This is a genomic window from Spirillospora sp. NPDC048823 (assembly GCF_043198445.1).
In the GTDB taxonomy this organism is placed as follows: domain Bacteria; phylum Actinomycetota; class Actinomycetes; order Streptosporangiales; family Streptosporangiaceae; genus Spirillospora.
This window is the reverse complement of record NZ_JBICUT010000013.1, coordinates 196587-215522: the sequence shown is the minus strand read 5'-3', so window position 1 is coordinate 215522 and position 18936 is coordinate 196587. Positions and strand designations below refer to the sequence as shown.

22 protein-coding genes and 1 tRNA gene are annotated in these 18936 nt (G+C 69.2%); 12 read left to right on the top strand and 11 right to left on the bottom strand.

What is annotated here, in order from left to right:
• Nucleotides 1-61: 61 nt before the first annotated feature.
• Nucleotides 62-628 carry a hypothetical protein gene (locus tag ACGFK0_RS27445; RefSeq protein ID WP_392909768.1) on the top strand — a complete coding sequence of 189 codons (567 nt, stop codon included), beginning with the start codon at nucleotides 62-64 and terminating at the stop codon, nucleotides 626-628.
• 11 nt (nucleotides 629-639) lie between these two features.
• Complete coding sequence (locus ACGFK0_RS27440) at nucleotides 640-834, top strand: DNA-binding protein (RefSeq protein ID WP_392909766.1); 195 nt, start codon at nucleotides 640-642, stop codon at nucleotides 832-834.
• A 249-nt stretch (nucleotides 835-1083) separates the two neighbouring features.
• On the opposite strand, the gene ACGFK0_RS27435 is transcribed toward ACGFK0_RS27440, so the two are convergent.
• Nucleotides 1084-1329 (bottom strand): hypothetical protein, encoded by a 246-nt coding sequence (locus ACGFK0_RS27435; protein ID WP_392909764.1) that lies wholly within the window; start codon nucleotides 1327-1329, stop codon nucleotides 1084-1086.
• Nucleotides 1330-1632: 303 nt separating this feature from the next.
• Nucleotides 1633-2298: a class I SAM-dependent methyltransferase gene (locus tag ACGFK0_RS27430; RefSeq protein ID WP_392909762.1), complete on the bottom strand. Its 666-nt coding sequence runs from the start codon at nucleotides 2296-2298 to the stop codon at nucleotides 1633-1635.
• Between the two features lie 571 nt (nucleotides 2299-2869).
• On the opposite strand from ACGFK0_RS27430, the gene ACGFK0_RS27425 reads away from it, so the two are divergent.
• Complete coding sequence (locus ACGFK0_RS27425) at nucleotides 2870-3184, top strand: hypothetical protein (protein WP_176405530.1); 315 nt, start codon at nucleotides 2870-2872, stop codon at nucleotides 3182-3184.
• Between the two features lie 370 nt (nucleotides 3185-3554).
• Here the strand turns inward: ACGFK0_RS27425 and ACGFK0_RS27420 are convergent.
• The 3 genes from ACGFK0_RS27420 to ACGFK0_RS27410 all read right to left on the bottom strand — a co-directional run bounded on the left by ACGFK0_RS27420 (nucleotide 3555) and on the right by ACGFK0_RS27410 (nucleotide 5184).
• Nucleotides 3555-3628: transfer RNA gene (locus tag ACGFK0_RS27420), tRNA-Pro, on the bottom strand.
• A gap of 75 nt (nucleotides 3629-3703) precedes the next feature.
• Entirely contained in the window at nucleotides 3704-4291 is a 588-nt protein-coding gene (locus ACGFK0_RS27415) for a class I SAM-dependent methyltransferase (RefSeq protein WP_392909759.1), read from the bottom strand.
• A complete protein-coding gene (locus tag ACGFK0_RS27410) occupies nucleotides 4288-5184 on the bottom strand; it encodes a metallophosphoesterase (RefSeq protein ID WP_392909757.1) in 897 nt (298 codons plus the stop codon). The genes ACGFK0_RS27415 and ACGFK0_RS27410 overlap by 4 nt, the downstream gene beginning before the upstream one ends.
• A gap of 92 nt (nucleotides 5185-5276) precedes the next feature.
• Here ACGFK0_RS27410 and ACGFK0_RS27405 point away from each other — a divergent pair, with 92 nt between their 5' ends.
• Nucleotides 5277-5729 carry a GatB/YqeY domain-containing protein gene (locus ACGFK0_RS27405; RefSeq protein WP_392909754.1) on the top strand — a complete coding sequence of 151 codons (453 nt, stop codon included), beginning with the start codon at nucleotides 5277-5279 and terminating at the stop codon, nucleotides 5727-5729.
• A gap of 40 nt (nucleotides 5730-5769) precedes the next feature.
• Here ACGFK0_RS27405 and ACGFK0_RS27400 read toward each other — a convergent pair whose 3' ends face one another.
• Nucleotides 5770-8064 carry a penicillin-binding protein gene (locus tag ACGFK0_RS27400; protein WP_392909752.1) on the bottom strand — a complete coding sequence of 765 codons (2295 nt, stop codon included), beginning with the start codon at nucleotides 8062-8064 and terminating at the stop codon, nucleotides 5770-5772.
• A 326-nt stretch (nucleotides 8065-8390) separates the two neighbouring features.
• On the opposite strand from ACGFK0_RS27400, the gene ACGFK0_RS27395 reads away from it, so the two are divergent.
• Nucleotides 8391-8702: a WhiB family transcriptional regulator gene (locus ACGFK0_RS27395; protein WP_131881865.1), complete on the top strand. Its 312-nt coding sequence runs from the start codon at nucleotides 8391-8393 to the stop codon at nucleotides 8700-8702.
• 175 nt (nucleotides 8703-8877) lie between these two features.
• Here ACGFK0_RS27395 and ACGFK0_RS27390 read toward each other — a convergent pair whose 3' ends face one another.
• Both ACGFK0_RS27390 and ACGFK0_RS27385 read right to left on the bottom strand, forming a co-directional pair.
• Entirely contained in the window at nucleotides 8878-10029 is a 1152-nt protein-coding gene (locus ACGFK0_RS27390) for an ArsA family ATPase (RefSeq protein WP_392909749.1), read from the bottom strand.
• Nucleotides 10030-10045: 16 nt separating this feature from the next.
• Nucleotides 10046-11041 (bottom strand): ArsA-related P-loop ATPase, encoded by a 996-nt coding sequence (locus ACGFK0_RS27385; RefSeq protein WP_392909746.1) that lies wholly within the window; start codon nucleotides 11039-11041, stop codon nucleotides 10046-10048.
• 247 nt (nucleotides 11042-11288) lie between these two features.
• On the opposite strand from ACGFK0_RS27385, the gene ACGFK0_RS27380 reads away from it, so the two are divergent.
• The 5 genes from ACGFK0_RS27380 (at nucleotide 11289) to ACGFK0_RS27360 (ending at nucleotide 15068) form a co-directional block, all read left to right on the top strand.
• Nucleotides 11289-12368: an SPFH domain-containing protein gene (locus ACGFK0_RS27380; protein ID WP_392909744.1), complete on the top strand. Its 1080-nt coding sequence runs from the start codon at nucleotides 11289-11291 to the stop codon at nucleotides 12366-12368.
• Between the two features lie 74 nt (nucleotides 12369-12442).
• Entirely contained in the window at nucleotides 12443-12601 is a 159-nt protein-coding gene (locus ACGFK0_RS27375) for a DUF4177 domain-containing protein (protein ID WP_021591512.1), read from the top strand.
• A 59-nt stretch (nucleotides 12602-12660) separates the two neighbouring features.
• Nucleotides 12661-13122 (top strand): RidA family protein, encoded by a 462-nt coding sequence (locus tag ACGFK0_RS27370; protein ID WP_392909742.1) that lies wholly within the window; start codon nucleotides 12661-12663, stop codon nucleotides 13120-13122.
• A 187-nt stretch (nucleotides 13123-13309) separates the two neighbouring features.
• Nucleotides 13310-14158 (top strand): NUDIX hydrolase, encoded by an 849-nt coding sequence (locus ACGFK0_RS27365; protein WP_392909739.1) that lies wholly within the window; start codon nucleotides 13310-13312, stop codon nucleotides 14156-14158.
• A gap of 118 nt (nucleotides 14159-14276) precedes the next feature.
• Nucleotides 14277-15068 (top strand): MBL fold metallo-hydrolase, encoded by a 792-nt coding sequence (locus tag ACGFK0_RS27360; RefSeq protein ID WP_392909797.1) that lies wholly within the window; start codon nucleotides 14277-14279, stop codon nucleotides 15066-15068.
• Nucleotides 15069-15086: 18 nt separating this feature from the next.
• Here the strand turns inward: ACGFK0_RS27360 and ACGFK0_RS27355 are convergent, their stop codons facing one another.
• Complete coding sequence (locus tag ACGFK0_RS27355; RefSeq protein WP_131951889.1) at nucleotides 15087-15773, bottom strand: Crp/Fnr family transcriptional regulator; 687 nt, start codon at nucleotides 15771-15773, stop codon at nucleotides 15087-15089.
• 231 nt (nucleotides 15774-16004) lie between these two features.
• On the opposite strand from ACGFK0_RS27355, the gene ACGFK0_RS27350 reads away from it, so the two are divergent.
• On the top strand, nucleotides 16005-16631 hold the full coding sequence (locus ACGFK0_RS27350) for a TetR/AcrR family transcriptional regulator (protein WP_392909737.1): 627 nt from the start codon (nucleotides 16005-16007) through the stop codon (nucleotides 16629-16631).
• A 22-nt stretch (nucleotides 16632-16653) separates the two neighbouring features.
• On the opposite strand, the gene ACGFK0_RS27345 is transcribed toward ACGFK0_RS27350, so the two are convergent.
• Both ACGFK0_RS27345 and ACGFK0_RS27340 read right to left on the bottom strand, forming a co-directional pair.
• On the bottom strand, nucleotides 16654-17193 hold the full coding sequence (locus tag ACGFK0_RS27345) for a carboxymuconolactone decarboxylase family protein (protein ID WP_392909735.1): 540 nt from the start codon (nucleotides 17191-17193) through the stop codon (nucleotides 16654-16656).
• A complete protein-coding gene (locus ACGFK0_RS27340) occupies nucleotides 17190-18071 on the bottom strand; it encodes an SDR family NAD(P)-dependent oxidoreductase (RefSeq protein WP_392909733.1) in 882 nt (293 codons plus the stop codon). Before ACGFK0_RS27340 ends, ACGFK0_RS27345 begins: the two co-directional genes overlap by 4 nt.
• 62 nt (nucleotides 18072-18133) lie before the next feature.
• On the opposite strand from ACGFK0_RS27340, the gene nth reads away from it, so the two are divergent.
• A complete protein-coding gene (nth, locus tag ACGFK0_RS27335; protein WP_392909731.1) occupies nucleotides 18134-18889 on the top strand; it encodes an endonuclease III in 756 nt (251 codons plus the stop codon).
• Nucleotides 18890-18936: the final 47 nt, after the last annotated feature.

The window sequence follows — 18936 nt, the reverse complement described above, 5'->3', positions numbered from 1 at the left end:
GGCGAAGCCATGATCGACCACAGCTCCCACGCGAGACCCGCACCCACAAGGACATCCCTACATGACCGACTACACGCCAGCTCCTGGTGCCGCTGGTAACGACGACGAGACCGCTCAGCTAGCGGCCAACCTGTACGAACATGTCCGCCAGCTCAACTACGCCACGGCTGGCCCACCGAGCCTCACCCTCCCCTCCACCGCGTACACCATCCTCGGCAACCTCAGCGCAGCCACCTACGGTCTCGATCAACTCCTCGACCAGATCAACCGCTTCTTCCTGCGCGAACTTCAAGCCGACCGCCTCGGTCACGACGAGGGCGAAGACCTCACCGACGTCCTGAGCCGCCACGGCCAAGCCTTGGCCAATGCAAGGCACCACGCCCAAGCGCTCTCCACAGCCCTCAATGAGGCACACGGCGCCATCAATGCCGTCCACTCGCGCCCCGTCCTAGAACGAGGATCGGCCTCCACGCCCCAACACCGGGCAAGCGATCAAGGTGCCGGCGTAGCCGCGGCGGCCGAAGACTTTCCGAGACCGATCAGCGATCCCGCGCTCATTGCACGGCCTCCGACCAGCGAACGGCACAGCCCGATCCGCTCCTATCGTACGAACACCCCGGAGGCCTGATCGTGGAACCGATGAGCCACGAGGAACTCGCCGCCCTCCCCACTACAACCACCATCGAAACCGCCGCCCGTGCTCTCGGCCTTGGCCGAACCCGCGCCTACCAGCTAGCCCGCGAGAACCACTTCCCCTGCAAGGTCATCCGGATCGGCACCACCTACCGAGTGGTGACCGCTGACCTTTACCGTCTGCTTACCGTGCACGAGTAATCGTGACTCGGCTCGGCCAAAGCCGCGCGAGCGTCCCATCTTCAAGGGAGACGCTTGCACGACGACGGTAGAAACCGCCGCCGTTCCTGCAAGCGACAGACAGCAGCTCGAACAACCTTATTGATCGTCCCAGAGACGCCTGTTCGCGCGAAAAGGTGCATGACGTAATATACCGTTTCGCGCGAACGGGCACTTTCGGCCTTCAGAGCCCGACATCAGCCCTTGAGCTTAGGGGGTAAAGCTATCGGTTCACGTGCTGCAGCGACGACATGGATGCCGTCGCATATCTTTAGCCTGCTCTTTCGGCCAGTGAAAAACTTTTTCGGCGCTGTTCAAACCCGGACAACTTTTAGAGGTGTGATAGTCGTGACCTGTGCGTGCGACCAGAACTAAATCTCCACAACGCTGAGCTTCTTTATATAGATGGTCGGAAATTTCCCTCGCTGACTTTGCAAGTCGCAAAATTTCTTCTGCATTCATATCTGAAAAATTCATATCAGAGGACCTCCTTGATTATTGGTGCGTCTCCGCAGCCTGCTGAAGGCTGGAGTATGACCCATCATGCGGCCCTGTGCAACCCTTGTAGACGAGCTTTTAGGGTTGACTCGGTTGCCGCCGGGCGGGCGATGTTGAGGTAGGGGCGGTGGGTCTGCCTATCTGCCTGCTTTTCCGCCGTGCAGTCGTCGCCGCCTTGATCCTTGGGCGGCTTGTTAACGAGTTCCTCGGACACAGCTGGGTTGCGCGGCTCTCGACGATTTGGTTGCGAGCATCCCACGGGTTGGCAGACAAACCTCAAGTCTAAGGACGGTGAGCCCGGATGATTAGGGTTCCCACATGGTTCGGGGTAGCGGCTGGTTGGACGTGGGCTGCCACCTTGGTGAATTCGTGTTCTTCAAGGATGGTTGTCCAAGTGTCTGGTTCGTAAGACCAGCGGTAGAGCCAGACTTGGGGGCCGGTGAAGCCGGCGCCGTAGATGCCTTGGACGCCGTAGGAGCCGGGGACAGCAGGGGCGTGGGAGAAGACCAGCTTGCCGCCCGGGTTCAGGCGGGCGTGGATGAGCGGGAGCAGGTCGTCGGGGTTGGTGAACCAGACCGCGCCCCAGATGGAGTAGATGGCATCCCAGTGCTGGTCCGTGGCGGTGAGATAGTCGATGACGTCGGCTTGTTCGAAGCGGGCTGAGGGGAGGTGGCCCCAGCGGCTTCGGGCGCGCTGGCACTGGGTCCCGGAGATGTCGATCCCGGTGGCTGTGATGCCCTTGGTTGCCAGGGCCGCTACGGCGACGCCTTGGCCTGAGCCGAGTTCTAGGGCGGTGAGCGGGTCGCCGAGTAGTTCGTCACCTGGACCGTGGCTGGGGTACTGCGTCCAGCCGAAGGCGTTCTTGAGGGCTTCTTCTGGCGCTTCGTCGGTGACGCCCTCGGCGTAGTGATCCCAGTAGCTGGTGCAGTCGTTGACGCTGGTCAACATAGGTGCGGGCCCCTGAGGAGTGGGTGGTGGGACCCGTGTCACGGTAGCCGCGGAGCGGGAAGAACACTGCTTGTTCGTCTTCAAAATGCAGCGAGGGGTCTGCGGCGTCGGCCCCTCGGTGGGATGTGGTCAGTGGCAGTTGCTGCCGGGGTAGCACGGAGTGCACTTGGCCCCCACTTCTCCAACGCGGGGATGAGGTAGGCGACGGCCTGCCCGTACAGACGCCCGGCCATCACGGTGTCGAAGGGGTAGTCGCGGACGAGGAGGGCGATCTGCCGCGCCCAGACGTGCGTGTCGACGTATGACTTGGGGTCTCTGGGCTGATGCCCGTGCGGTCGACGTGCTGAACGGTTTTGGTGGTCATGGTGGGCCTCCTGGAGCGAGTGACCTGCCGTGAGTTCGGCGGTCCTTGGCATCACTGTCGGCTGGTTGGGGCCAGGCCTTGCGGCTCTGAGGACCTTCGGCCGGACAGCAGGAGGCTGGTCACCAAGCCGCGGGCTGCGGGTGGGCAGGGAGCCCTTGTCTGAGGATGATGTTGGAGAGCGACCAGCCTCCGGCTTAGGAGAGAAGCATGGACGAACGCGAGCGCGAGTTCCATCGGGCCATGGTGGCGATCTATCAGACGGCCAAGCGAGAGCTGGGCTACAACGCCACTCGGTTCCTGCAGATGGTCAGCAACGAAGGCGGGTTGGCCGCAGCCAAGCAACTCCTCTGGTCCGACACGCCCTCGGACGGGTTCACAACCCTCTGGGACCACGGCCGGCTAGATCTCACCGTGGAAGCTCACGTCCTGCGCCCAGAGTATGAGGAGCTCTTCACCGATGCGGACCGCCAGAAGGCGCGCGAGCGGCTTGAGCAGTACGGCTGGGTAGAACGATCGACCTGACGGCCACGTCGACACGGCGCTCACCACAAGCCCGCCGTCTGACCCAACCAGCACACCGAGGGTAGCGACCCAGGAGAGATCTACCCCCACCAAGGAGGCTTGGTCTGTGGCGGTATGGCGGCCGCTTCGGGTCGGTCATGGCTTGGAGGCCGATGCGTCGAGCAGCTGTGAGTACGTCCGGACGGGGCACCTGGGCCAGGCGAACGGGCCGCGGATCTGAACACGGGGGCGGTGGAGCAAGTCCGCGCGGTGCTGGTCCGGGGCGGACGGTGTCCGTGGGTGGCGGCGGAGTTCGCGGACAAATGGCGGACAAAAGATCTTGAGGCCGGTCTCCGTGGTGGAGATCCGGCCTCTGACCTGGCGTTTTCTGTCGGGGTGGCGGGATTTGAACCCACGGCCTCTTCGTCCCGAACGAAGCGCGCTGCCAAGCTGCGCTACACCCCGGTGGTGGCTGCCCGGGAGTCGTACGTTCTCCCGGCGCCTTGTCCACCTTAGCGGATGGCGGGGAGTGGTGCGTCCCTATTTACGGGCTGTGAAGCCGGTCACGGCGCCGGATCGGGTGAGGTCGATGTCGGTCAGGCCGGCGGAGGTCAGCCAGGTTCGGAGGTCGGTTGCCGTGCCGGACGGGCCGAAGGCGCCCAGGCGCTGCATGAGGGAGTAGAGGCGGTCTCGGGAGGTGCCTCGGGTCAGGGTCGTGCCTCGGAGGGTGCCGCCGGGGCGTAGGACCCGGGTCAGTTCGGCGATGGCCAGGGCGGGGTTTTCGAGGCAGTGCAGGCCGTTGTAGGTGAGGACGGCGTCGAAGGTGGCGGGGCCGAAGGGGAGGGCGTAGATGTCGGCCTGGAGGAGGGTTCTCGTCCTGCGGCGGGCTCTCTTGAGCATGGTTCGGGAGAGGTCGGCTGCTACGTGGCGGGGGTTGTCGCCTACCGCCAGGCCGCCGCCGCAGGGGATGTCGAGGGTCAGGGCCGTGGGGTCTTGGGCTGCAATCGTCTCGCGGAGGTGGGTTATGTCGTAGTTCCAGAGGGCGCGCGCTCCCAGGCGGGAAAGGGTGCGGTTCTGGACGGCGTAGTCGTAGAGCGCGGCCGGGAGGGTCGCGGTCTGCCAGTTCACCGGGGGACGAGAGTCAGGAGGGTCGCCTCGGGTGGGCAGCAGAAGCGCACGGGGGCCTTGGGGGACGTGCCCAGGCCCGCGGAGACGTGGAGCCAGGAGCCGCGGTGTTTGTGGAGGCCCTTGACCCGGGGGCGGTCGATGCCGCAGTTGGTGGCCAGGGCGCCGTAGAAGGGGACGCAGACCTGGCCGCCGTGGGTGTGGCCGGCCAGGAGGAGGTCGTAGCCGTCGGCGGTGAAGCGGTCGAGGTTGCGGGGTTCGGGGGAGTGCATGACGCCGAGGTGGACGTCGGCCTGGGGGTCGACGGGGCCGGCGATCTTGTCGTAGTGGTCGCGGTCGATGTGGGAGTCGTCGATGCCGCCGAACTCGATGTCGAGTTCGCCTACTTTGAGGCGGCCGATGCGGTTGTTGAGGTCGAGCCAGCCGGCGGCCTGGAGGGACGAGGCGAGCTCGCGGTAGGGGAGGTCGGGTTCGCGGCTCGTGCGGTCGTAGTCGGACTTGCTCGTCCGCCAGATGTAGCGCAGGGGGTTCTTGAGGACGGGGGAGAAGAAGTCGTTGGAGCCGTAGACGAAGACGCCCGGACGGTCGAGGAGGGGGCCGAGGGCGTCCAGGAAGGGGCCGATCGCGTCGCGGTGGGAGAGGGAGTCGCCGGTGTTGACGACGAGGTCGGGCTCCAGGGCGTCCAGGGAGCGGACCCAGCGGATGAGGCGGGCTCGGCCGGGTGTGAGGTGCGTGTCGGAGATGTGCAGGATCTTCACCGGAGGGCGGCCGGGGGGCAGCACCGGCACCTCGATGCGGCGGAGGCGGAACCAGTTCCGCTCGATCACCGAGGCGTACCCGAAGGTCGCGGCGCCCGCGCCCAGCAGCCCCAGGGGCACGGCGTAGATCTTTCGCACGGCTCTCCTTTCCCAGGGTTCCATGCTTCCAGAGATGGGCACCGCGCGGTAATCCCGATGAGCTTCCGTTGCCGTGCGGGCATGATGTGACCATGACCTTGAAGGAGAAGCTGGAGACCGATCTTTCGACCGCGATGAAGGCGCGTGACGAGGTGCGCATCCGCACGCTGCGGATGGCGCTGACGGCGGTGAAGAACGAGGAGGTCGCCGGCAAGCGGTCGCGTGAGCTGTCCGACGACGACGTCGTGAAGGTTCTCACCCGGGAGGCGAAGAAGCGCCGCGAGGCCGCGGCGGCGTTCGGGGACGCGGGGCGCGAGGAGCAGGCGCAGGCGGAGCGGGACGAGGGCGTGGTGCTGGAGGCGTACCTTCCGGCGCCGCTCACCGATGAGGAGCTGACCGCGCTGGTCGCCGACGCGATCGCCGGGACGGGTGCGGCGGGGCCGCGCGCGATGGGGCAGGTCATGAAGGCCGTGAACCCGAAGGTGGCCGGTCGGGCCGAGGGGGGACGGGTCGCGGCCGAGGTGAAGCGGCAGCTCGCGGAGTGACGGGGGCGGTGCCGCCGGGTGGTCCGGCGGCACCGCTTCGTCAGTCGTCCGGGCGCTCGCGTTCCGGGCCGGCGCTCACGTAGAGGATGACGGTGGTGCCGGGCGGGACTTCGCTGCCGGCGCCCGGGGAGGTGGAGACGACCGTCCCCTTGGGCTGGTCGGACTCGACGGACCCCGACGCGACCCTGACCTTGAGGTCGGCGCCCTGGAGCCGGGCGGTCGCGGATTCGACGGTCCGGCCCTGCACGTCCGGGACGCCGACGGTGTCGCCGAAGTTGTTGGACGGGGTCCGGAAGCCGGTGGCGGGCTCGCCGCGGAGGGCCCGCTGCATGGACGCCTGCCAGATTCCGCCGGGGATGCCGGCGCCGTAGACGCCGTAGACCTTGTACTTCCAGGGGCCGCGGAAGTCCCAGTAGGCGGTGGCGGCGGCGAGGTCGGGGGTGAATCCGGCGAACACGGCGCAGGTGAACTCTTCACAAGTGCCGGTCTTGCCGGCGGAGGGACGGCCGATGCTGCGGCCCCGCGCCGTCCCCTTGGTGATGACGCCCTGGAGGATGGAGTTCACCTTGTCGGCGACGTCCTCGTCCAGGACCTGCTTGCACTTGTGCTTGGGGAGTTCCAGCCGCTTGCCCTCGGCGTCGATGACCTCCGTGACCGAGATCGGAGGGCAGTACTTGCCGCGGGCGGCGAAGCCGGCGTAGGCGGCGGCGAGGTGCACCATGTCGACGTCGTTGACGCCGAGGACCTGGGACGGGGTCGGGATCAGCGGGTTGCCGTTGCCCTGCCTCATGCCGAACTTCTCGGCCATCTTCACGGCGTTGCAGACGCCGACGCGCTTCTCGAGGACGGCGTAGAAGGTGTTGACCGAGTGCCAGGTGCCGGTCTTGAGGTTGAAGTTGCCCTTCTCGCTGTCGCCGGCGTTGGACACCGTCCAGGGCGCACCGCCGCCGACCAGGTCGTTCTCGTATTTCTTGCCTTGGATCGTGCCGGTGTACCGGCACGGCTGGAAGCCGCCGACCGTCGTCGTCTCCGGGGAGTTGATCGTGGTGTTGACCGGGATGCCCTGGTCGAGTGCGGCGGCGAGTGTGAAGACCTTGAACGTCGAGCCCGCCGAGACGCCGGTGCCGCCGCCGTGGGCCGTGTCCGCGGGGAGGTTGATGGTCGTCTTGCCCTTGCCGGGGCCGAACTCCTTGCTCAGCCCGATCGCCCTGATCTTGCCCGTGCCGGGCTCGACCATCGCTTCGGCGGCGACGCGGTTGCCGCGGGGGCGGACGGTCGAGCGCAGGGTCTTGTCGACGGCGCGCTGGTCCTTCGCGTCGAGGGTCGTGCGGATGGTGTAGCCGCCGCGGTTGAGGTCGTTGACGATGCCCTGCTGCTCTTTCGGCTCAAGGCTCCAGTACTTGCCGTCCGACAGGATGTTGAGCACGTCGTACTTCACGTACTCGCAGAAGTACGACACCTTGCTGACCTGGCAGCCGCCGACGGGGTCGGTGCGGTTCAGCTCGATCGGCTTGGCGGCCTCCGCGTCGGCCTGGGCCTGGGTGATGTGGCCGAGCTGGGCCATCCGCTGGAGGACGACGTCGCGCCTGTGCCGCGCGTCCTTCGGGTTGCGGATGGGGTCGTAGGCCGCGGGGTTCTGGGTGATGCCGGCGAGGAGCGCGGCCTGCCCGAGGCTGAGGTCGGACGCGGGGACGCTGAAGTAGCGCTTGGCCGCGGCCTGGACCCCGTACGCGCCGGCGCCGAAGTAGGCGATGTTCAGGTAGCCCTCGAGGATCTGGTTCTTCGTCAGCCGCTGCTCGATGTCGAGCGCGTAGCGGAGTTCGCGGAGTTTGCGGCCGACGGTGGGCGCGGTGGCCTCGCGGTACTCCTCCTGCGTCCTGGCGGCGTCGACCAGCAGGTTCTTGACGTACTGCTGGGTGAGGGTGGAGCCGCCCTGCGTCTGCTCGGAGTCGACGTTGGACGCCAGCGCGCGGATCGTGCCCTTGAGGTCGAGGGCGCCGTGCTCGTAGAACCGGGAGTCCTCGATGTCGATGATCGCCTTCCGCATGACGGGCGCGACCTGGTCGAGGCGGACGGACTCGCGGTACTTGTCGAAGAACGTGGCGATCTGCTTGCCGTCGGAGTCGTACACCACCGTCTTCTCGGACGGAGGTGTCGTCTCCAGGCGGCCGTCCATGTCCTCGAAGTTGTTCGCGGCGTCGCGTGCGGTCAGGCCGGCGCTGCCGACGGCTGGCAGGGCGATGAAGGCGACGAGGACGCCGGCGACGACCCCTGCCCCGAGCAGCCTGAACAGCGTGGATACCGTCTTGACCCGATCCGTATTCGCAACGCGCACGTGGACTAGGGTACGCGGGACGAGCAGTGCATCTGGGACACGTCTCCCGTAACTCCCGCTTTCCGGCGCCGTCGGCCGGGACGTTCGTCCGGTATGCCCTCATCATGACAACCGGCGCCGTGTCTGGCGCGTCTACTACAGGTAACTAGTCCGTTCCGGCGATATGGCCCCGGTGGGCTATATCGAGAATGGGCCCTCCGGGGACTGTTGAAACGTCCCTCGCTTCCGTAAGTTCTTCCCCACGGCTTTCGTTTGGCGGCCTGACGTCCGCGCCCGTCTGGCCAAGGAGCGCAAATCGACACAGACCCTAGGGGAGTGGGGCCAAGATGTGGATCACGGATTGGACCGCCCGCGCCGCCTGCCGTAACGCGGATCCGGACGCCCTGTTCGTGCAGGGAGCAGCGCAGAACCGAGCCAAGCTCATCTGCCGCGGCTGCCCAGTGCGGACGGAGTGTCTCGCCGATGCCCTCGACAACCGGATCGAATTCGGTGTCTGGGGCGGGATGACCGAGCGGGAGCGTCGAGCTCTGCTGCGGCGTCGGCCGGATGTGCGATCGTGGCGCGCGCTGCTGGAGACCGCGAAGGAAGAGTACGAGCGGTCGGTCGATGTCGACGAGGAAGAACTAGTCGCCAGCTGAACCGGCCCGTCCGAGCGGCTCGTCCGGCAGAGGTTCAAGGACCGGCAAGGTCCAATAAGAAGCGTGGCAGCGGGCCCGCACCGATTTCCGGTGCGGGCCTGCCGCCGCGTCTGCCCTCTGCCGCGTCTGCCCTCTGCCGCATCCCACCCGTGCCGGATGGGCGGGGGTGGGAGGGTCAGGCGGCGGTCGGGGTCGTGGTGGGGGCGGCCAGGTCCTCGCCCACCTGGCGCAGGCCGTCGAGGTCGTGGACGTCCTCCGGCTGCGCGGGGACGGCCGTGACCGGGACGGTCGGGTGGGTGGACGCGAAGTGGTCGCGGAGGCGTTCCTCCCGGGCCGCGAGCTGCATGCGGTCGGTGTGGAGGCGCAGCAGCGCGGCGGTCAGCGGGTGCTCGCCGCGTTCCTCCAGGGTCTCGGCGGCGGCCTGGCTGCGGGCGGCGGACAGGGCGTCGTCGGCTTCGTGGACGCGGTTGACGACGAGTCCGGCGAGCGGCATGCGTTCCTCGGCGAGACGTTCGACGAAGTAGGACGCCTCGCGCAGCGCGTCGGGCTCCGGGGCGGCGACGACAAGGAACGCGGTGCCGGGCGTCTGCAGAAGCCGGAACGTCTTCTCGGCGCGTTCGCGGAACCCGCCGAACATGGTGTCGAACGCGGCGACGAACGTCTGCACGTCCCGCAGCAGCTGGACGCCGAGGACCTTGTTGATGACGCCGGTGAACATCCCGAACCCGGCGCTGATGACCTTGACGCCGAAGCGGCCGCCGGTCTTGGCGGGGGCGGCGAGGATCTTCATGAAGCGGCCGTCGAGGAAGCGGCCCATGCGTTCGGGGGCGTCCAGGAAGTCCAGGGCGTTGCGGGACGGCGGGGTGTCCACGATGATCAGGTCCCAGGCGCCGGAGCGGTGCAGCTGGCCGAGCTTCTCCATCGCCATGTACTCCTGCGTGCCGGACAGGCTGGACGACAGCGACTGGTAGAAGGGGTTGGCGAGGATCTGCTTGGCCCGGTCCGGGTCGGCGTGCGCTTCGACGATCTCGTCGAAGGTGCGCTTCATGTCGAGCATCATGGCGTGGAGTTCGCCGTCGCCCTCGATGTCGATCCTGCGCGGGTTGTTGTCCAGCTCCGACAGGCCCATCGACTGGGCGAGCCGGCGGGCCGGGTCGACGGTGAGGACGACGACGTCCCGGCCGCGCTCGGCGGCGCGGATGCCGAGGGCCGCGGCGGTGGTGGTCTTGCCGACGCCGCCGGACCCGCAGCACACGATGATCTTCGTGCGCAGGTCGTCGAGCAGCGCGTCGACGTCGAGCGCGGGCGGGGTCTTGCCGGTCGTCATCGCGTCCCCTCGGGGGTCATGCGGCGCCTTGGGCGCGCAGTGCGGCGGCCAGGTCGTACAGGCCGGCGAGGTCCATGCCGTCCGACAGCAGCGGCAGCGTGTAGCGGGGACGGTCGATCGACTCCAGGCGTTCCTTCTCGCGGCGCTGGAGTGCGGTGCGGCGGGCGTGGTCGGTGGCCTCGGCGGCGAGGCCGGCGGCGATCGACTCGGATTCGTGTTCGAGGCCGGCGGCCTTCACTCCGCGGACGATCTCGTCGGTGTCGAGGGTGCCGGCGGCGGCCGCGGCGAGGTCGTCCTCGGCGAGGACGGGCGGGTGCTCCATGTTGACGACGACGCCGCCGATGGGCAGGCCGACGTCGGTGAGGTCGCGGATCCCGTCCATCGTCTCCTGGACGGGCATCTCCTCAAGGAGCGTCACGAAGTGCACGGCCGTCTCCGGGCTGCGCACGACCTTCATGACGGTGTCGGCGTGGTTGCGGACCGGTCCGACCTTCGCGAGCCCCGACACCTCGTCGTTGACGTTCAGGAACTTCGTGATGCGGCCGGTGGGCGGGGCGTCCATGACGACGGCGTCGTAGATGAAGGAGCCGTCCTTCTTCTTGCGGCGCACCGACTCGCTGGTCTTGCCGGTGAGGATGACGTCGCGCAGGCCGGGGGCGATGGTGGTGACGAAGTCGACGATGCCGAGCTTGGTCATCGCCTTCCCGGCGCGCTTGAGGTTGTAGAACAACTCGAGGTACTCGATGAGCGCCTCTTCGGTGTCGATGGCGAGCGCGTACACGTCCCCGCCGTCGGGGGCGACGGCGACGCGGCGTTCCTCGTACGGCAGCGGCGGGCAGTCGAAGAGCTGGGCGATGCCCTGGCGTCCCTCGACCTCGACGAGCAGGACCTTGCGGCCCCCGGCGGCCAGGGCAAGGGCGAGTGCGGCCGCGACGGTCGTCTTGCCCGTGCCGCCCTTGCCGGTGACCACATGGAGGCGTACGCCGTCCCAGTCGGTGTCTTTCGCGCTCACCCGATCGACCATATCGTTCGCTCGTCAAACACTTCAGAGTGCGCCCGCCCTCATGCAAGTGATCCCTGACACGATGAGTCCGAGGTGCGGAGATCGTTCGCGGACATTGTTTCCGGCCTGCCCGCGGGGTTAGCTGGGAAACGTGAACCTGCCGCGGCCGGTCGCCTGAATCTTCACGGGTTCAGAGCCCGAGGCTCCGGGGACCGGTCCGGCCCGCCCGGCCGTCCACGCGAGAGAGGTGCCCGTGATGGAAGCAGTAGCGCTCGTCATCTTGCTCATCGTCATCGTCGGCGGACTGCTGGTCCTGTCGTCGTCCATACGTGTCGTGCAGCAGTTCGAGCACGGGATCGTGTTCAGGTTCGGCCAGGTGCAGCGGGGCGGGCAGTTGCGCCCCGGCGCGGTCCGCTCCCCCGGGCTGACGGCGATCGTGCCGATCATGGAGCGGATGCAGAAGGTCAGCCGGCAGACGATCACCATGGACGTCCCGGGCCAGGACGGCATCACGCAGGACAACGTGAGCGTCCGCGTCGACGCCGTCGTGTACTTCCGGGTGATCGACCCGGTGAAGGCGATCGTCAACGTCCACAACTACGGGTACGCGGTGTCGCAGATCGCGCAGACGTCCCTGCGGTCGGTCATCGGGCAGGCGGACATGCAGGAGCTGCTCGGTGAGCGCGCGAAGATCAACGCGCACCTCCGGTCGATCATTGACGAGATCACCGAGGGCCCGTGGGGCATCATGATCGAGCGGGTCGAGATCAAGGACGTCTCGCTGCCCGAGGGGATGAAGCGGTCGATGGCCCGGCAGGCCGAGGCCGAGCGGGAGCGCCGCGCCCGGATCATCACCGCGGACGGCGAGTTCCAGGCGTCCAAGCGGCTCGCCGCCGCCGGCGAGATCATGTCGCAGGACCCGGCGGCCCTCCAGCTGCGGCTGCTGCAGACGGTCGTGGAGGTCTCCGCCGAGAAGAACAGCACGCTGATCATGCCGCTGCCGGTCGAGATCCTGCGGTTCTTCGACCGTGCCGCTGGTGCCGTCCGGCCGGAGGGCGAGGAGGCCGAAGCCGGGGAGGGCAAGCCCGGCCTGGCGGAGCGGCTCGCCAAGGCCGAGGAGGAGCTGGCGAAGGCGGCGGAGACGTCCCCGACGCTGGGGTCGCCCGAGGACGTCCCGCCGGTCATCGGCCTGGACGAGCCGAAGCGCGACGAGCCGGAGTCGCCCGGCCTGCCCGGACCGCAGGACGACCGGCAGCGCGGCATCGCGGGCGCCGACGGTGCGGACGCTCCGGGTTCCCGGCCGCAGGGCGGCGAGCAGCCCCCGCCCCAGCGCTGACCCACACCCCGGTGGTCCTCTGCAGTGTCGGGTTCGAAGGGGGTTCGGGTTGGGCGATCGCTAGGGTGAGGCGCATGAAGAAGTGGGAGTACGCGACCGTTCCGCTGCTGGTGCACGCCACCAAGCAGATCCTTGACAACTGGGGCCAGGACGGGTGGGAGCTCGTCACCGTCCTGCCGGGTCCGAACCCGGAGAACCTTGTGGCCTACTTCAAACGCGAAGTGCAGTCCTAGCAACGGGCACCGAGCAACGAGCAAGGAACGAGCAGCGCCTCAACGAGGAGGAATCGCCCATGAGCACGCCTGAAGAGCGGATCCGCGAGCTGGGGCTCGAGTTGCCGGAGGTCGTCCCGCCGGTCGCGTCGTACGTCCCCACGGCCCGGACGGGGTCGCTCGTCTACACGTCGGGGCAGGTCCCGCTGGTCAAGGGTGAGCTGGGCCTCACCGGGAAGGTGGGCGCGGAGGTCGGCGCCGACGAGGCCGCTCGGCAGGCCCGGATCTGCGCGCTGAACTGCATCGCCGCGCTCAAGGCGGAGCTCGGGGATCTGTCCCGGGTCGTGCGGATCGTCAAGGTGGTCGGTTTCGTCGCCAGCGCGCCCGGCTTCCACGGCCAGCCCCAGGTCGTCAACGGGGCGAGCGACCTGCTGGCGGAGGTGTTCGGGGACGCGGGCAAGCACGCGCGCAGTGCCGTCGGCGTCGCCGTCCTGCCGCTCGACGTTCCCGTCGAGGTCGAGCTGATCGCCGAGGTCTCCTGAGCCGCCCGCCCTGCTCCGGGCGCCGCACGAACCAGGCGCCGGGCGGGGCGGACTCCGGCGGCGGCCCTTGACGGAATGACGTTCGGTATGTCCGAATTAGCCGCCATGGGGATAGAGATGCGCCGAGCGGAGCCCGTCCGTTGATCGGTCATGGGCGGGGGCTGGATGACGGCGGGGCTGGAGGACGATGGTGAACGGGCTCAAACTGCCGGCGGAGTACCGGGATCAGGTCGAGGGCATCCTGGCCGGCCGGGCCGAACCCGTTCCCGCGCGTCCCGCGGCCACGGTCGTCGTGCTCCGCGATCACGACCGGCACGGGCTGCAGGCGTTCATGCTGCGCCGCGTCCGGTCCATGGCGTTCGCGCCCGGCGCCTACGTGTTCCCGGGCGGGTCGGTCGACCCGCGCGACGGTGAGGCGTCGCTGGCGTGGTCCGGTCCGCCGCCCGCCGAGTGGGGTTCGGCGTTCAATGCGGATGAGACGCTCGCCCGGGAGCTGGTGTGCGCGGCCGTCCGGGAGACGTTCGAGGAGACCCTCGTGCTGCTGGCGGGCCCGACCGGGCGGACGGTCGTGGACGACACGCGCGGCGACGAGTGGGAGGCCGGCCGGCAGGCCCTGCTCGACCGTTCGCAGTCGTTCCGCGAGTTCCTCGACGGGCGCGGCCTCGTGCTGCGTTCGGACCTGCTCCGCCCGTGGGCGCACTGGATCACCCCGAAGATCGAGCCGAAGCGCTACGACACCCGGTTCTTCGTCGCCGCGATGCCGGAGGGGCAGCGGGCCCGGGACGTCAGCACCGAGGCGGACCAGGTGGCGTGGGTGCGTCCGGCGGAGGCCGCCGAGCGCGCGGTCAAGGGCGAGTGGATGATGCTTCCGCCGACCCTCGCGACGCTGGCCGAGCTCGCCGCGTACGAGACGGTCGCGGACGTGCTGGCCGCGCGCCGCGAGATCGTCGTCCACGAGCCCACGGCGGAGATCATCGACGGGGAGGCATACCTCGTCCTGCCGGAGTCCGTCAAGCGCCACTACACGGGCGGGTGAGCGCGCCGTGCGCGGCGGGCGGTCGTTCATGTGGCGGCTGGTGGGCACGTCGGCGCTGCGGCATCTCGACCGGCTCGGCTGGAACCCGGTCCGGCACCCCGATCGAGCCTCGGGCAGGATGGGGGATATGACGGAGATCGACGGGATGGGCACCGAACGGGCGACATGTGTGCTAGCCCAGAACCCGTCCGCCATGACCCTGGACGGCACCAACACCTGGATCATCGCGGAGCCCGGCGCCGAAGAGGCCGTCGTCGTCGACCCGGGCCCCAAGGACGGCAAGCACCTGCGGCGCGTCCTGGAGACCGTCGAGGAACAGGGACGCCGCGTCGGCCTCATCCTGCTCACCCACGGCCACCCCGACCACTCCGCCGGTGCGGGGAAGTTCGCGAAGCTGGCCGGGGGGCCCGTCAAGGTGCGGGCGCTGGACTCCCGGCACCGGCTCGGCGACGAAGGGCTCTCGGAAGGGGACGTCGTCACGACCGGCGGCCTGGAGCTGCGGATCATGGAGACGCCCGGCCACAGCGACGACTCGCTCACGTTCTGGCTGCCGGCGGACCGTGCCGTCCTGACCGGCGACACCGTCCTCGGATATGGGACGACCGTCCTTGAGGGCAAACTCGGCGACTACCTCGGCTCGCTCGACCGGCTCCGCGCGTTCTCCGCCGACGTCGAGGCCGCCACCATCCTCCCGGGCCACGGGCCCAAGCTGGACGATCCGATCGCCGCCCTCGATTACTACCTCGACCATCGCCGCGAGCGCCTCGCCCAGGTCGAGGCCGCGGTCGCGGCGGGCGCGCAGACCCCGCGCGAAGTCGTCGAACGCGTCTACGCCGACGTCGACAAGTCGCTCTGGCCCGCCGCCGAAGCGTCCGTCCAGTCCCAGCTCGACTACCTGAACGGCCGCTGAGCGGACGGACCGGGACCGCTACTTCGAGCGCTTGCGGAGGCGCTCGATGTCGAGGATGACGACGGCGCGGGCCTCTATGCGCAGCCAGTTCCGCTGAGCGAAGTCGGCGAGCGCCTTGTTGACCGTCTCGCGGGACGCGCCGACGAGCTGCGCCAGCTCCTCCTGGGTGAGGTCGTGGTGAACGTGCAGGCCCGCCTCCGACGGCTGGCCGAACCGCTCCGCGAGGTCGAGCAGCGCCTTGGCGACCCGCCCGGGGACGTCGGTGAACACCAGGTCGGCCATGACGTCGTTGGTCTTGCGCAGCCGCTGCGCGAGCGCGCGAAGCAACTGGACGGCCACTTCGGGGTGCCCCGTCAGCCAGGGGCGCAGATCATCGTGGCCCAGCCCTGCCAGGCGGACCTCCGTCACCGCTATGGCGCTCGCCGTCCTGGGGCGCGGATCGAACAGCGACAGCTCGCCGAACATCTCGCTGGGGCCGAGCACGCTCAGCAGGTTCTCCCGGCCGTCGGGCGAGGTCCGGGTCAGCTTGATCTTGCCTTCGAGAACGACGTACAGCCGGTCTCCGGTCTCGCCCTCGTTGAACAGCGTCTGACCGCGGGCGAGACGCACCTCGGTCACGTTGGCGCGCAGCGCCTTGGCGCCCTGCTCGTCGAGGGCCTCGAAGAGCGGGGCTCTGCTCAGAACGTCCACGTCGCGATCGGTCACGCTTCTCCTCCTCGAACACCTACATGCATAGTGTGACGTACGTCCCACCGCGTACGTGAAGGCAGGGTCACGGCGCGCCGAAACGCGGGACCGGGCGTGTCCGGCCTCGCCGGGCCGCCGCGGTCCCGTTCGCCCAGTGTACGGACCTCTGCGTGAATGGCATCACACCGGTCTCATCCCCCCTTACCGGACGGTCCCGGAGGCGTAGCGCCGGTGCCCTAATCTGAGCGGATGGCCCAGTCCTTGCCGCGCAGGCTCCCACGGGGGCGTCACGCGTTGTCCCGCCCGGAGGTCGACCGGGTGCACCGCGACCGCCTCTGCGCGGCCATGGCGGCGGCGATGACGGAGAAGGGCTACGTGGGCACGTCGGTCGAGGACGTGCTGAGACGGGCCCGGGTCTCCCGGCAGAGCTTCTACGGACTGTTCTCGTCCAAGCTCGACTGCTTCATGGCGGCGTTCGACAAGGCGAGCGCGCTGCTGCGGCGTCAACTGGAGGGCGCCGCGGAGGGCGGCGGCACCCCGGCGGCCCGGTTCGAGCGTGCCTTCACCGCCTACCTGGAGGCGCTCGCGTCGGAACCGGGTTACGCGCGGCTCTTCCTGGTGGAGGTGTACGCGGCCGGGCCGGAGGCCATTCAGCGGCGTTCCGAGATCCAGCACGACCTCGCCGGGGCTCTCGCGCAGATGATGGGGCTGCGCGGTGAGGCCGCCGCGTTCGCGTGCCAGATCGTCGTGTCGGCGGTGGGTGCGATGGTGACGCCGGCGGTCGCGGCGGGCGACATGGAGGCGCTGCGCGCGGTCGGCCCGCCGGTCGTCGAACATGTGCGCCTCCTCCTGCGGTCGGGTGCCCTGGACGCCTGACGCGCCGGAGAAGCGGCGATGCTCAGCGGTGCTCGTCGGGCTGGATGCGCAGCGCCGTGATCACGGTGGCGAGCATCTCGTAGTGGCCGGCGAGCACGGTCAGCTCGACGCACTCGCCCTCGGTGAGGTGGGTGCGGAGCCGCTTCCAGACGTCGTCGTCGAGGTCGCGCCGGTCGTGGAGCTGGTCGGCCGCGGTGAGGATCGCCCGCTCGCGCGGGTTCCAGCCGTCCGCGTCCGGGCCTTCCTTGAGGCGCTCGACGTCGCGTTCGCGGACGCCGGCGCGGCGGGCGATGCGGACGTGGTGGTCGAACTCGTAGCGGCAGTCGCGCAGATGGGCGACGCGGAGGATCACCAGTTCGGTCTCCCGGCGCGGCAGGGTGCCGCCGGGCATGAGACGTCCGGCGAACCACAGCCAGCCGCGGAAGAGGCCGCGGCGGCGCGCCAGGGTCAGGAACAGGTTGGGCGGCCCCGTCCCGGTGGCCCTGCCCGCGATCCGGCAGGCGAGCCAGTTCACCACTCCCACGTCGCGGATCCGGCCGGGAGTGGTGCGGGGTGCCGTCACCGGTCGGACTCCGGCTGCGGCGTGGTCAGCTCGACCTGCTCCGTTCGCGCGATGTCGAGGATCTGGCCGAGGCCGCGCTGGACGGCGTGGTCGACGACCGGCTGGGCGATCATCCTGACGGGCAGGATCCCGCCGACCCACCAGGGCGCGACGACGCGCTTGGACCGGCGGGCGATTCCGCGTTCCAGCGCGTCGATCCCCACGCGCAGCGGCGCGACGCTCGACAGGAGGCTGCTGCTCGGTCCCGCGTTCATGAGGGCGGACGCCGCCTTGGTGTCGAACCCTCGCCGCGTCATGTCGGTGTCGAGTTCGGCGAAGTAGGCGACACCGGCCTTCGCGCCGGACGGGCGCAGCTCGGCCCTCAGCGTGTTGCCCAGCGCCTCCACCGCGGCCTTGGACGCGCTGTAGGCGCCCAGCAGGGGTGCGTGCACGGCCGCCGCGAGCGACGCCACGGCCAGCGCGTAGCCGCGTTCGTGGCTGATGTGGGGCCCGGCCGCCCGGAGGGTGTTGTGGACGCCCAGGACGTTCACGCGCAGGCTCTGTTCCAGGATGGCCGGGTCGCCGTGGATGATCGGCATCTGCGCGGCCACACCGGCGTTGGCCACGACCACGTCCAGGCCGCCCAGTGCGCGCACGGCGTCGTTCACGACTTCCTCGACCCCGCCGCGGTCGGTAACGTCGCAGGACCACCATGGGGCCTGCCCGCATTCGGCGGCGACGGCGGCGAGCTGGTCGGGCTCCAGGCCGGTGAGCGCGACCCGTGCGCCGCGTTCGTGCAGCCTGGTGGCCAGGGCGGCGCCGATGCCCCGGGCGGCGCCCGTGATCAGCACGCGCCGTCCGGCGAGGGTCGCCGTCCACCGGGAGGAGTCGAAAATCATGCGGGAGACCCTAACATAAAAGAACATGCTTGTCTTTTTAAGGAAGGCTCTACCCTGGCGGCATGGCGACCAATGCGGCCCCGGAGGCCGGGCGCACCCCGCGGCGCGGTGCGGGACGCAAGCCCGAGACCCGGCTCGCGCTCGTGCGGCGGGCGCGCCGGATCAACCGGATCCTGGCCGAGACCTACCCCGACGCCCACTGCGAGCTGAACTTCGGCACCCCGTTCCAGCTCCTCGTCGCGACCGTGCTGTCGGCGCAGACCACCGACATGCGGGTGAACCTGACCACGCCGGGCCTGTTCGCCAAGTACCCCACCCCGGAGGACCTGGCCGCCGCCGACCCCGAGGACGTCGAGGCGATCCTGAAACCCACCGGGTTCTTCCGCGCCAAGACCAAGTCGGTCATGGGGCTGTCCGCCGCACTGCGCGACAAGTTCGACGGTGAGGTCCCAGGGCGCCTCGACGACCTCGTCACCCTGCCCGGTGTCGGACGCAAGACGGCCAACGTCGTCCTGGGGAACGCGTTCGACGTCCCCGGGATCACCGTCGACACCCACTTCGGCCGCCTGGCGCGCCGGTTCGCCTGGACGGCCGAAGACGACCCGGTGAAGGTCGAACAGGAGATCGGCGAACTCATACCGCGCAAGGACTGGACGATGCTGTCGCACAGGCTGATCTGGCACGGCCGCCGCATCTGCCACGCGCGCCGTCCCGCCTGCGGCGCATGTCCCCTCGCACGGCTGTGCCCGTCGTTCGGCGAAGGCCCGACCGACGAGGAGACCGCGCGGAAGCTCGTCAAACCCGGGCCGTTCTCGTGACGCGGGCACCGGGCCCGGGAAGGAACGCGGGCGCGGCGGAGTTGGAA

Bases quoted from the DNA above. Each gene is read 5' to 3' on its own strand.
- ACGFK0_RS27445 (WP_392909768.1), top strand. From the start codon at position 62: ATGACCGACTACACGCCAGCTCCTGGTGCCGCTGGTAACGACGACGAG.
- ACGFK0_RS27440 (WP_392909766.1), top strand. From the start codon at position 640: ATGAGCCACGAGGAACTCGCCGCCCTCCCCACTACAACCACCATCGAA.
- ACGFK0_RS27435 (WP_392909764.1), bottom strand. From the start codon at position 1,329: ATGAATTTTTCAGATATGAATGCAGAAGAAATTTTGCGACTTGCAAAG.
- ACGFK0_RS27430 (WP_392909762.1), bottom strand. From the start codon at position 2,298: ATGTTGACCAGCGTCAACGACTGCACCAGCTACTGGGATCACTACGCC.
- ACGFK0_RS27425 (WP_176405530.1), top strand. From the start codon at position 2,870: ATGGACGAACGCGAGCGCGAGTTCCATCGGGCCATGGTGGCGATCTAT.
- ACGFK0_RS27405 (WP_392909754.1), top strand. From the start codon at position 5,277: ATGACCTTGAAGGAGAAGCTGGAGACCGATCTTTCGACCGCGATGAAG.
- ACGFK0_RS27395 (WP_131881865.1), top strand. From the start codon at position 8,391: ATGTGGATCACGGATTGGACCGCCCGCGCCGCCTGCCGTAACGCGGAT.
- ACGFK0_RS27390 (WP_392909749.1), bottom strand. From the start codon at position 10,029: ATGACGACCGGCAAGACCCCGCCCGCGCTCGACGTCGACGCGCTGCTC.
- ACGFK0_RS27380 (WP_392909744.1), top strand. From the start codon at position 11,289: ATGGAAGCAGTAGCGCTCGTCATCTTGCTCATCGTCATCGTCGGCGGA.
- ACGFK0_RS27375 (WP_021591512.1), top strand. From the start codon at position 12,443: ATGAAGAAGTGGGAGTACGCGACCGTTCCGCTGCTGGTGCACGCCACC.
- ACGFK0_RS27370 (WP_392909742.1), top strand. From the start codon at position 12,661: ATGAGCACGCCTGAAGAGCGGATCCGCGAGCTGGGGCTCGAGTTGCCG.
- ACGFK0_RS27365 (WP_392909739.1), top strand. From the start codon at position 13,310: ATGGTGAACGGGCTCAAACTGCCGGCGGAGTACCGGGATCAGGTCGAG.
- ACGFK0_RS27360 (WP_392909797.1), top strand. From the start codon at position 14,277: ATGGGGGATATGACGGAGATCGACGGGATGGGCACCGAACGGGCGACA.
- ACGFK0_RS27350 (WP_392909737.1), top strand. From the start codon at position 16,005: ATGGCCCAGTCCTTGCCGCGCAGGCTCCCACGGGGGCGTCACGCGTTG.
- ACGFK0_RS27340 (WP_392909733.1), bottom strand. From the start codon at position 18,071: ATGATTTTCGACTCCTCCCGGTGGACGGCGACCCTCGCCGGACGGCGC.
- nth (WP_392909731.1), top strand. From the start codon at position 18,134: ATGGCGACCAATGCGGCCCCGGAGGCCGGGCGCACCCCGCGGCGCGGT.